This window comes from Zhouia amylolytica (genome assembly GCF_900116365.1).
In the GTDB taxonomy this organism is placed as follows: domain Bacteria; phylum Bacteroidota; class Bacteroidia; order Flavobacteriales; family Flavobacteriaceae; genus Zhouia; species Zhouia amylolytica.
This window is the reverse complement of record NZ_FPAG01000002.1, coordinates 338,154-351,048: the sequence shown is the minus strand read 5'-3', so window position 1 is coordinate 351,048 and position 12,895 is coordinate 338,154. Positions and strand designations below refer to the sequence as shown.

The 12,895-nt window shown below is 32.4% G+C and carries 9 protein-coding genes; 1 reads left to right on the top strand and 8 read right to left on the bottom strand.

The window, feature by feature from the left end; translation table 11 throughout:
- Positions 1-6 precede the first annotated feature (6 nt).
- Entirely contained in the window at positions 7-3,048 is a 3,042-nt protein-coding gene (locus BM361_RS04120; RefSeq protein WP_074977113.1) for a SusC/RagA family TonB-linked outer membrane protein, read from the bottom strand.
- A gap of 1,478 nt (positions 3,049-4,526) precedes the next feature.
- Between BM361_RS04120 and BM361_RS04110 the strand changes: the two genes are divergently transcribed.
- The gene (locus BM361_RS04110; protein WP_074977109.1) at positions 4,527-4,784 is read left to right on the top strand and encodes a hypothetical protein; all 258 of its coding nucleotides are present in this window, start codon (positions 4,527-4,529) and stop codon (positions 4,782-4,784) included.
- Positions 4,785-4,855: 71 nt separating this feature from the next.
- Here BM361_RS04110 and BM361_RS04105 read toward each other — a convergent pair whose 3' ends face one another.
- The 7 genes from BM361_RS04105 to BM361_RS04075 are packed head-to-tail and all read right to left on the bottom strand — an operon-like array spanning position 4,856 to position 12,882.
- Positions 4,856-5,929 (bottom strand): DUF1972 domain-containing protein, encoded by a 1,074-nt coding sequence (locus BM361_RS04105; RefSeq protein WP_074977107.1) that lies wholly within the window; start codon positions 5,927-5,929, stop codon positions 4,856-4,858.
- Positions 5,930-5,936: 7 nt separating this feature from the next.
- The gene (locus BM361_RS04100; RefSeq protein ID WP_074977105.1) at positions 5,937-7,199 is read right to left on the bottom strand and encodes a glycosyltransferase family 4 protein; all 1,263 of its coding nucleotides are present in this window, start codon (positions 7,197-7,199) and stop codon (positions 5,937-5,939) included.
- Positions 7,180-8,370: an O-antigen ligase family protein gene (locus BM361_RS04095; protein WP_074977103.1), complete on the bottom strand. Its 1,191-nt coding sequence runs from the start codon at positions 8,368-8,370 to the stop codon at positions 7,180-7,182. Before BM361_RS04095 ends, BM361_RS04100 begins: the two co-directional genes overlap by 20 nt.
- Positions 8,371-8,372: 2 nt before the next feature.
- Complete coding sequence (locus BM361_RS04090; protein ID WP_074977101.1) at positions 8,373-9,506, bottom strand: glycosyltransferase family protein; 1,134 nt, start codon at positions 9,504-9,506, stop codon at positions 8,373-8,375.
- Entirely contained in the window at positions 9,506-10,360 is an 855-nt protein-coding gene (gene murB / locus BM361_RS04085) for a UDP-N-acetylmuramate dehydrogenase (RefSeq protein ID WP_074977099.1), read from the bottom strand. Before murB ends, BM361_RS04090 begins: the two co-directional genes overlap by 1 nt.
- A gap of 20 nt (positions 10,361-10,380) precedes the next feature.
- Entirely contained in the window at positions 10,381-11,562 is a 1,182-nt protein-coding gene (locus BM361_RS04080) for a hypothetical protein (RefSeq protein ID WP_074977097.1), read from the bottom strand.
- 15 nt (positions 11,563-11,577) lie between these two features.
- Positions 11,578-12,882 (bottom strand): lipopolysaccharide biosynthesis protein, encoded by a 1,305-nt coding sequence (locus BM361_RS04075; protein ID WP_074977095.1) that lies wholly within the window; start codon positions 12,880-12,882, stop codon positions 11,578-11,580.
- Positions 12,883-12,895 lie beyond the last annotated feature (13 nt).

Sequence of the window (12,895 nt, the reverse complement as noted above, 5' to 3'; positions counted from 1 at the left end):
TAATGGTTAAAATCTAAGTTGCCCCCCTAAGGTGATTTGTCTCAGCGGTGGTAAAATATAATTTCGGGGTTGTTCAGGGTCGGGTCCGTCATAGTTGGTGATGGTGAGCAGATTCTGACCCTGTACATATAATGTCACATCCATTACTTTACTAAGTGATCCAGGAAGTTGATAAGACAAGGTTACATTCCTCATACGAAGAAAAGAGGAATCAGAAACTGCTTTATTGCTATCACTTTGCCTTTGCCCTGCCTCCCAGACTCCGGGAAATTGACCGAATGTGGCTCGCTGAATCGAAGCATCATCACCTTCATTTCTCCAGCGATCGTATAATTCAACCGGCATATTATAGTTATACCCAGGGGTTGGATAAGATCTATAGAAATTATAGGCCTTTTGTTTCTTGAATTGAAAGAATACCTCTAAAGAAAGATTCTTGTAGATAAAAGTATTCCCAATCCCCCCATAGAGTTCCGGTGCTAAATCCTCTATCCATTGTTTATCATCAATAGCATTGATAACACCATCGTCATTAAAGTCTCTGAACTGATAAATTCCTGTTTGAGGATCCACACCCAGAGATTCATAAAGTTTAACAATGGTCAACGGTTTTCCTATCACATATTTATTGGCATAGGTAGAGGTAGCAAGGTCGGGAAACGCTACTAACTTGTTTTTATGTAGTGTCAGGTTAAGTGTAGTTGTCCAATTAAAATCCTCCCAGGCAATATTTACCGTTCTTAGATCGAATTCCCAGCCTGTATTTTCAACGGTTGCTTCAAAGTTACCTGTCAAAGATTGAAAACCGGTGGTAGCTGCCAATGGTATTCCTACCAACTGATCGGAGGAGCGATTTTGATACCATGCTGAATTCAGTATAATACGATCTTTAAAGAAATTGAGGTCTAAAGCTAATTCGAGCTTTTTATTAGTTTCCCAACCAAAAACCGGGTTATATATACCTGTAGGGTATAGCAGGGTAATTCCATTGTAATCATTTCCCGATACACCGAAGGTATTCAAGAACTTATAATCTCCAATATTATCGCTCCCTGTTGTCCCGTAACTCCCTCTTAGTTTACCATAATTCAGAAATCCATTTTCATCTAAGGACAACGAGTTACTAAAGATCCAAGCCAAACCTAATGACCAGAAATTACCAAACTGTTTGCCCGACCCAAACCTCGATGATCCATCTCTTCGACCGGTTAGGTTGAGGATATAACTGTTTCTCCAATTAAAGTTCAGCCTGCTAAAAATTGACTGGTAATGATATTCACTTTGGCCATCATTTAAAATTTCTATGGTATTGGCGGCAGCAAGGTTTTCCAACATCAGATTATTAGGAAACCCTGTTGCTTTAAGCACCATTTGATCGGTTGTTTGTTGTTGAAAGGTGGCCCCTGCCAAAACACTGATACTGGCGTCATCCCATTGATGGTTCCAACTTAATTGCGGTTCTATGATCCAGGAAGTATTGGTAGCCCTATTGCGGGTTTGAGAGGAATAATTCTCAGGGGTGAATCCATATTTCGGATTCCTGGCGGTACTAGGCATGAGCTTATACGAATCCATCTGATAGTTATTATAGCCAAGGTTGGTTTTAACCTGCAGTGCTGGTAGGATCTGATAAGACACCTGGGCATTCGCCATGAGGGTATTACTTTGTGCCTTATATTTCTCTAATAACATGGCCAATGGATTATCCCAGGAATTATCCTCCCAGTTTAGCTGTCCTTCGTCGTCATATAACGCTGGGGCATTTGGAGACAATTTGTAAGCGGATAGGGTTAGGTCAGTACGAGGTAAATTGTTGGTTTCAACAGTATAGTTCGACGTTAAGTTCAGAGCAAATAGTTTGTTCTTTGAACGGTGATTCAGGTTACTGTGTATTGCAGTATTCCGATACTTTGAATCTCCGGGAAAAACTGTAGTTTCATTTAAATGAGCACCACTGATCCGGAATCGAGTCTGATCACTACCTCCTGAAACTGATAGTTGTAGTTTCGTTCGATAGGCGGTACCCCCCAATAAGGTTTGTTGCCAATCGGTATATCGGTCCTGATCCCATGTTTTTAGATCGGGCCATACAAAATCAAAGGCCGGGTTTTCTAAAAAACTACCAAATCCGTCATTTTCCACCCCTTCTTTCCTTATTTCAAGGTATTGTGGGGTATTCATCAGCTCGAGAAAATGAGAAAGATGTCCCATGCCACTATTAATGGTTGCCTGGAACTGTGTGGTACCGGATTTTCCTTTCCTGGTGGTAATTAATACCACTCCATTTGCCGCTCTTGAACCATATATAGCGGTAGCATCGGCATCTTTTAACACCTCTATACTTTCGATATCTGATGGATTTAATGCATTAAGCGGACTCACATTGCCATTATTGATACTTCCGGATACACTGGCTGATGCCAGTGAATTTGCATTGAATGGAACCCCATCTATGATGTATAGTGGATTGGTGTTTCCGTTTATAAAATTCTTACCTCGTATCTCAATATTATATCCTCCTCCGGGTACTCCGGTAGTCTGTTGAATATTGACCCCGGACATATAACCTTGCATGGCCCCGAGTGGATTGTTGACCGGTTGCTTTTCGATTTCTTCTGCTTTTATTGAACTTATACTCCCTGTACGCTCCTTTTCAGACACGGTATAATATCCTGCATTGACCGTAACCTCCCCAAGGGCGGTTACATCTTCGGTAAGGATTACATCGAGTTGCAACTGATTCTCTACCGGGACCTCTTCGCTTTTAAATCCTATAAATGAAAACACCAGGACATCATTGGACGTTGCCGTAATGTTATAAACACCTTTATCATTAGTAAAAGTACCATCTGTAGATCCCTTAATAATTACTGTAGCTCCCGGAATGGGTTTACCCTGCTTATCGGTTACGAGGCCGGTTATTTGTTGCTGGACTATAGGTAAGGGAGTCCTGGGTTTGCCAAAAGCGGTATAGCCTAATAGCATGATACATAAAAACAGGATAAGTAAAAGCACGATCCTGGTCTTGTTCAAGAAATTATTTTCCATAATTTTGAATGGTTTAATTAAACTTGGTTTTAATTGAATTTGCCCTCTGCCTCCACGCCAATGTTGTCAGAGGGTTTTTTAATTCTTTGTCATTCCGCATTTATTGCGGAATCCATCTTTTTTGTCATTCCGTACTTGTTAAAGAATCCATTTGCAAGGGTGCAAACAATGTCTTACCCCTGCACCCCTAAAGGGGCGACCCAGCGTTTAAAATTAGTCCAGTGGACTGATTTAGCGATGGGGCGAGCTGGCGCGTTGGATGATTTGGATAAATTGATTTTTCCAATTGGTCATTCCGCACTTCTTGTGGATTCCATTTACCTAGGGGGCTTTCATGGACATTTCGTTTTTTAGTAACAATTCTTACTTTAAATGTTGTTTTAATTTTCATATCTTTATGATGAACATTATGATCAATGCTTAATTGTTCGTTTACCCAAACAGGATCTATACCCTTGGGAATAGATTTTTTTAATCCTATTACAACCTGCCCTACGGCAGGTTTTTTTAGTTTATGAGTTCCTTAGTTTTCTCTAATAGTAACCAGGTGGACAAGCCTGCGGAACACTTAATTATCTTATAAACAAACCACAGGCTTGATTGACACCCATCGACTAACTCAATTATTTATTATGTTCATTTTTGTAAAGGCAAAAGAAATTCACCCCATACCAAACATAACATTCGGACGGATCTATTGATTCATTTCTTTTGCTCACGTTGTTATCCATTTTATACAAATACTCATGAATGCAATGCATTTGGACAAGCAAAAGAAATGAACAATAATTCAATAAATAATCTATTTGAACACGGACAGCCGGATACTGTGTTATATGTAGTCGTCAGTTACAGGAGAAAAAGAGTTTCGAATTTCCGGGACACAGCATAATTATTTTCTGTATCTGGATTCTGCGACATACTGAAACGAGTTCAGCAAAAGGGTGCAGAATTATAGTTTAGCGTCACTCCTGTAACTATAATAATCTTAAACCGGGTTCTTCGGTTTCTTTTTAAATAATATATAAAATACAGTAAGCTGCAATTCATATACGGTAGTCATCCTTTGTTTTGTTTGTTGTTTCATCCTATCCTTTAATATTTTCCAAATAGTCATTTCGACTAAGAATTGACCTCTTAATGCAAAACCTCGAATGAAAACCAAGAAACCAAAACTTAGAAGTAAAGTAACACGGACTGTTTTAAACTGATGGGCGTGGAACTCTACCTACCGAACTGAGGTACTGGTATACCCGCACACGAATAAGTGAGCCCACACCCGGGTTGTGAGCTAATGTACTTATTGTCTTGTGTGCAAAAATTACCAGTTTTCAGTTCAAGACTCTAAGCAATTGCCTCTAATATTTTTCTTATAGAAGAATCGCAAAAATATGTAATACGTAGCTAATATAATAAATTTTCTTACATATTGTCAAACTTGACAATTATTTTCGATTAAAAGCCATGATCTTGTTGTTATGAAAGAACTAAAGGCTGCTTACACAAAGAAATTCGGAGAACATTTAAAGGAATTAATTCAACGCCATAATACCGATGTGCAGACCGTTGCCTCTATTGGTAATATCGAAAGTAAACAAGTATACCGAATCATCAGTGCTGAAAATGAACCCAAGATCACTACCCTCCTACCCATCGCCAAAGGCCTGGGAATCGAAATGAAAGTTCTTTTTGATTTTGATTTCGATTTTTCTGTGGAAGGTTTTGTTGAGAAATAACTTAATTACTTATAAAATCAAAAAGCCATTCACTATGAATGGCTGTTTTTGGTGGTGTATTTAATATTTTTTTAAAACAATTCAGCATATTTCTTAGAAATAATGGACCAAGTATATTCATTTTCTGCTATTTCTTTCATAGCCTTACCTACTTCTTCAAGTTGGTTCTCAGTGAAACCTTCAACAACTCCCTTTAAATCATTATCATTTTCAAAATAAATTGCTTTATTATTAGTCGTTGCCCTATTATAATTAACTCCATAACATACTACTGGCAATCCAAGATACATAGCCTCTACCAAAGATGGATTAGTTCCACCAGCACTATGACCATGAACATATAAAGTGCAATTACCTCTAAGGGCATTTAATCTTTCCTGATCATAAATTGGATCAAGCAGGTATAGATTATTATAATCATAAAACCTTTCTTTCAATTCTTTTCCATAGGCACTATTCTTCCAATTGCCGATAATAACTAACGGCATATTTTGAATATCCTTAAAGGCTTTCAAAATAATATGAATATTATTTTCAGGTTCAATTCTACAAACTTTAAATGCATAAGGGCCGCTAATAAAGGGATAGTCAACAAGTTTTAAGTTTGATATTGATTGTTTAACTGAATGATCTGCTCCATAAGAAATTAGATTGCTATCTTTACTATATTCACTCTTAACATAATCCTGTATAACTTTATTATCAGAAACCACAGTATCTGAAAATTTTACCGCCGTTTTTTCTGAAAATTTCAGAAACCATTTAACTAGGTTATTCCATTTATCCCTCCTCCACTCAAGTCCATCAATATTTACTATAATTTTACCTTTAAAAAATGGCTTTATGAATGGCAACACAATAGCCCCAGAAACACCCAAGATTAACAATACCTCCGCAAACCTTATAGCTCTAAAAATAGAAACAATATCATATGGGATGCTTTGAAAACCGTTAGCATTTAAAGGTATATATTTTATTACTGCATTATTATATTTACTTATTTTCTCTTTGTACACCTTAGAGCTCGAAAATACCGTAAAATTGTAATCCTCCCCAAGTTCCTTAGTTAAGTATTCCGTTAAAGTTTCAAACCCTCCATATTTGGCAGGAATACCTACTGTGCCTATAATTGCAACTCTACCCATTCATTATTTAATTTTCAATATTCAAATTGTAATTTTTTTGAACATCGGTATAAATATTTAATAAACTTTCGTAGTGCTTATCTTCAGAGAAAACTGAATTAGCAAAATCCCTAACTCTTTTAGTCATTTTATTATATTCATTTTCCTCCATCCCAAGCGCTAGATAAATTTTATCCATCAAATCCTCCTCGCTTCCAGCCTTAAATAAAAAACCTTGGCCATTTTGAATAATTTCTGGAATTCCTCCGATTTTAGAGCCTATTACTGGAATACCCATTAATTGGCTTTCTATAACGGTCATCGGATTATTCTCATACCATTCCGAAGGAACTACGACAAATTTTGCTTCACTGATATAATTCCATAACTCCTCCCCCGAGCTATAACCAATCAATTTTACACGTATGTTAAGATCATTTTTGTTTATTAATTCTTTTATATTCTCATATTCCGGTCCATCACCAATTATTCTAAGTGAAACATCCTTCATATTACGTATTGCATTAATTAAAGTTATTATTCCTTTCTCCTTAGACAGTCTACCAAAATAAACTAAATCAACTTTTTTATTTAAAAATGAATTTACCTTTTGAAAATCAATACATTGAAAGTTATAAAGCTTACTGCTTTTATCTCTAAGTTGAGGGTAATATTGAATATGTTTATTATAAATAAATTCACTAACCATTATAAAATGATCAATAAAATTTTTATAATCAAAATATTCATCTCTAAACTTGGCCTCCAAAGCTTGTATAAAGCTTTGCAAATAACTGTCATTTTTACATTTATACTTTACGCAAGGTATATAATTTCCCCCTGCGCATTTCTCACAAATATTTCCATTTTTATTGTATAGTACAGAAACTGGACATAACATTCTGTATTCATGAACGCTCATTACAATTGGAATAGACTCCTCTTTTAAAGCTTTTAATATAGAAGAACTTAAGTTTCCATAAAAAATATGTAAGTGTGCTATGTCTGGTTTTTCCTTTCTCAGTAAGGCTTTTAAGTCTTTATAACTCCTTTTGGAATAAAAATATGATATAATTGAGGAAACCTTTTTTCTTACACTTTTTTTAAAATCATTACCCTTCGTCAAATAAACGTTAGATTTATATAAAAGATTATCCTTATCTATTCCTACAAGAGAGCTGAAATACACCACATCATGACCTCTTTTTTCCAATAATTCTCCCGTTTTTAAATATACGGTTTCAGACCCTCCTTTTATAAAATGATAATTATTAATTTGTAATACTTTCATTTCTGTTTTTTTTTATTGACAATGCCGTACAATAAGCAAATAAGACTATCCCAAAAAAGTTATAAAATAAGTTTTCTGAGAAAAAATAAATTAAAATCGTTAGATATGGAATAATGTAAACTGTATTTTTTAATTTTTTAAAACAGGTTATTAAACCAACAATTATGGTAAGGAATCCAAATAGACCAAATTCCACGAGCCATGTTAAATAATCATTATGAGCCACTAATCCAAAACTATTAACGTTTGGTATTTGGCCAAAGCCAATACCAAATAAAATATTTTCGATTCCTTGATTGAGAAAATGCGCTAATATTTCTGTCCATATCTTTATTCTAAACAAAAAAGACACATCACTTCCATCAGAGGAGCCCGAGATCTTCATTGCTTCACCAAACCCTACTTCTGATAGTTGGGAAAACTTATAATTGGATAGTAAATTAGAAACTACATTCATTGTACCTCTTACTCGCTGAAATAAGTAAAGATCCGAATTATCAAATAAAATCATACCTACTAAAATCAATAAAACACTTAATAAAAAGTACTTTAACTTAAAAACTCTTTTTCTTAAATAAAACAAAGTCGCTATGCATATAGATAGAAGAGCTCCTAAGGTTGATGTTATTGCGAAACTTATTAAAATATATACAAGAACTATCTTTTTGGATACATTACATAAAAGCATCAACCAACAGCAACAAATAGCAAAAAAAATGTAGTTATTTGAATTAACAAAAATTGATAAAGACTTATCAGATTCTTGAAAACCTATTATCTTATCCATTATTACAACTAACAATGGAATACCTGACATTATTATAACTTTAATCTTATCCCTTTTTAAAATATTGGGTTTAAGTTTAATTAGTGTGGTTGCTAAAAAAATTATTATTGCTCCAAAAATTTTAATTGAATCTACTATACCATCTAATCCATTAAGAGTATAATTGACAATAAAAATTGAACTTATTAGCATTAAATACTTTAAACCACCATAAGCTTCTTTTCCTACTTTATTCTTTAAAAAAAAATTAAAACCTATGAACAATAAAGTAATCTCTAGGCTATATAATATATATTTGATTAGATCATACTGACTGTAATGATATCCAACCTGCAAGAACAGAAAGATTATCATTACACTGAAGAACAATTTTTGACTAAACATTTTTATCCTTGAGTTAAGTAATGGTAATGAAAAATTAAAAAGTGTTTTATCCTATCAAGAACATTAAGATTAGGACCCTTAAGTTGAGAGGTATAAATTCTTAAATACCATTCCTTTTTTGTATTAATGTTAAAATGTTCGTCGAATAATTTTTTACTGAATTTTTGTAGTTTAAGCATTTCCGCCTTTGACTCTAGTAAATTCCTTATATCGTTTAAAAAATCAATTTCGTCACAATCCAGTTTATTACGTTCAGAAAAATTAGTTGAAAAAAATGAATTAAAATTCCCTTCCTTAATTATGGCTGGAAACTTACTATCTTTAACTGGGGATAACAAAACCTTTCCCATCGATGATGCCTCCATCAGGCCTCTACCTGTTCCTATATAAAAATCACAAATAGGTATTATTTCTTTAGCATTTTGGTAATATAAAGAATCTGTCACTAAATGTATTTTATTACTTTTTATACGTTTAAGCTCTTCAAAAACCTCTTCATCCATCACTTGTCCTATTATAATTAACCTACTAGTTTCAAGACTTTTAACAAGATTAATACTTTGAACTAAACTTTTTTGATAATATTTTGTTATTCTTGAAATTCTTAAAAAGACATTTTCAGTAGATTTTATTCTTAACCTAGTTTTTAAATCCTTTACTCTTTCATCAGAACCATAAAAACTAGAAACTCTATTCGGTACTAAATACAAATTTTCGGTTTTACCCAAAGACCTAAAAAATTCATAATTCTCTTTGCTATAAACAATTAAGGTGTTAATCTTGGGATAAAATCTTAGATTAGGACCACCACATTTTGTTAAAATTAATTGAACATTTTTAAATCTAATACTTCTAAGAAATAAATAAGCTCGATCATCAAAACAGTGTATCTTTTGAATATTATGTTTATTTATGATTTCCTTTAATCTTATTTGAATCGAAACAAAATTATAAACCTTATATAACATCTGATATTTATCACAATCAATGGTTTCTATAATTGGACTTTCGTTTCTACCGATATTTACTACTACTGGATTAATTTGAGGTTTTAAAGCTTCTATTGTCGATTTCATAGAATAGTAATGTCCTCCTACTCCTTTTTCAAACGTGGTAATTATATAAAGAATATTCATTATACGATCCTTTGTTCAACTTCCAATTCAATCCCGTGTTTCTCCTTAACTCTGAGTTTAACCTCATTAATAACTGCCAAAATATCCTTACCAGTAGCACATCCTACATTGATAATAAAGCCACTATGCTTTTGTGAAATTTGAGCGCCTCCGATAGTAAAACCTTTCAACCCTAGCTCATCAATCATTGGACCCACAAATCTTCCAGGAGGTCTTTTAAATACGCTCCCACAATTTGGATATTCTCGAGGTTGTCGCTCCCATCTTCTTTTTCTTGATTTATCCATATTAGCCCTTATTTTACACTTGTCTCCTATCCCCAAACCAAACCAAGCTTTTAAGATAATTTTATTCCTATTTTCCTGAAAAAAACTATTTCGATAACCAAATTCAATTTCTGTATTATTCCTTTCTTTAATTTCTAGATTAATTAAATCTAAATAACGAACTTTTTGTAAAATATTTTTTATTTCACCTTCCTTAGTTCCAGCATTCATTACTACTGCTCCTCCAACAGAACTAGGTATATCAAAACAAAACTCAGCTCCAGTTAAACTATTTTGCAAAGCAAAATTACTTAATTGATATAACGTTGCCCCAGATTCAGCCTCAATTATATTATCCTTTTCAGATATATTATCAAAATTATTATTGAAAATTATAAACTCTTCATCATAATAATCTTTACTTAAAATAGTGTTATTTCCATTTCCTAATACAATAATATTAGATTTACTATTCTTATAAATTTCAATTATATCATCTTCAGATTCTGGAAAAAAAGCACGAGAACAAAATGATTTTATACCATAGGAATTATATTCCGTAAGATTAAAGTTCTTAATTGTTTTCATTTATGGTAATGTAAATTTCGTTATTGGTAGTTAAAATAAATTCTATTAATCCATTTGGTTCCCTTCTTAATTGGTGATTTTTCCCTTGTTAGGTTTAGTTGACTATTTTCTTTAATAAACGTATTAATTTCATTCTTTGTTACGCGTTCTGAATCTATAATAATATCAACAGGAATACTAGTCAATTTAACTCTATCTAGTATTTGATTTTGAAAAAAGTTCTTATTTTTTACCAAATCAAACGACACAAGTAGTCTAAATATTTTATCTTTCAAAAACAAATCATCTAAATCTTCTAAATTTATATCTGAACAATTCCTTTTACTTGGACATATATTTAAATATCCTTCTATTAATTTATCTTCACTTACATTAACTTTTAATTTAATCGGCTCTTTACTTGAATAGTTATGTTTTAGTACTTGTTTTGATAGAACAACATCTAAAATTTGAAAAAGTTTTGAGGCAATTAAAAAAATTCTTCTTTTTAAAAAGAAGAGGTTAGATATTTTTTTACCTCGCATTTCTTCACTAATAAATTCACTAGTGAAATGGTCATTAGATAAGTGACTAATTTTATTATTACCTACAAGCGTAGTAGTAATAGCACCAAACATTCTTAAGGAACGATTTGCTAAATTAATATCTCCACATTTTTGATATGGAAGCCTATATAAAGACTTTCTGGCTAAATCAAATGAAATAAAAAAAGCGGAACCTCTAACTATTTCAATTCTTGATAAATTTAATTCAAATCCATTTTTAGCTAAAATAGCAACCTCATCATTATACTCTTCTAAATATGAATTAATCTCGGAAAATGGCTTACTATTACCAATAAGTTCATAGCCTACTTGTACCTTATTTAAAAAGGCGTTTATAAAACCATTCTTAAGAATTTGAATGTCATCATGTAAAAATAAAATATAGTCAGGATTAGTCAAGTTTTGCTTTAAAAACCATTGAATAAACTGGACGTGACACCCCCAATCCCATCCTATATTGGGTTCATATATAATCTTCCAATTATTTATTTCCAAATAATTTAGCATCTCTATCGAGATTTCCTCTTTAGGTTTATGAGATAAAATATATAGTGAAAAAGTAACTTCATTATTAAAAAGTTCTAATTCTGATTTGATTTTATCATACAGACCTATATCTCTGTAATAATAACCTGTTAATACAATGAATAATTGCATTTTTAATTTTATAAATTAAATTTCTTTTAAATTACTTTTAAGTAGCTTAATTGCTATAATCAACCCTAAAATTGAATATAATGGAAAAATTGAACTGTAAACTAATATTGCATTTTTGGCACTGAGTTGTAACCAATGACTAATCCCAAAAATAAGACAAACAATAAAAACTCTAATAATATTTAAAATCAATTGCAAACTCTGTTTTTCCATAACATTAAAAACATTTGTAATAGGACTTGAAATAAACCTCGTTAATATAATTAATGAAAAAAACCTTGCGTAATGGCCTGCATCTTCCCATTCATTTCCAAAAACAAATGAAAACAACCATGGTCCAATAACCGCGATCACTATAACCGGGATAAGCCCTATCCAAAACATTTTTTTTACAATAGAGATTGAAAGGTCATAAATCTTACGGGAATTACTTTTTCCAAGCCTCGATATTTCTGAATAATATACTTGAGCAACTGACTGACCTATCAAATCCATTGGCATATTAATCATATTTTGCGCCAAACCAAATACACCAGCAACCTCAACTCCATAAAAAAAACCTATTAAAATAACAGGCAACTGGGCCCCTAAACCCAATAACAACTGAGACCAAGATTGTATTAAAGGAAATTTTTTGAATCGTAAAGCAGCGAGTTTAATTTCTTTAATTGAAAAGCTATAAAGCAATCTAGGATTTAATTTAAGTAACTTTAAAAAGATACTTAAAATTCCCATAGCTTCTTGAGCTAAAAATCCTAAAAAAAGTCCTAAGGGTGTAATCCCTATAAATCCAAAACTAATTTTAACCACCGCAGATGATATTCCTTGGCTAATTTTGGTTCTTGTTATTAACCTAAATTTTTGGACTCTAATTGCCCAATTATTTAAAGACTCATATATACCTTTAAAGAAAATCGAAAAAGGAATCAACCATAGAAATGGCCTTAGCTCCTCAGCAGAAAAATGAATTGTTAGGTAATCCCCAAATATAATAACACCAACCACCAATAGAAATGTAATTCCAGTGGTTATTAAAAAACATAACCTAAGTAGATTATATGCTAATTTCTCTCCTTGTGCAATAGGTATTGTTACTGAATAACGAAGAGTTGATAATGATCCGATGACAGTTATAATTGAAATTAATACGGAAAAGATTCCATATTCCTCTGTTGAATACAATCTTGTGATAACAGGAGCACTTATCACAGCGACAAGTTTTGCAACAGCATTTCCTCCTGCAACTAAAGCAATATTCTGAATAAAAATATTATCTTTTAGTCTCCTTTTATATTCCTCAAAAACACCTATGATACCCAATTCTATTCTGATT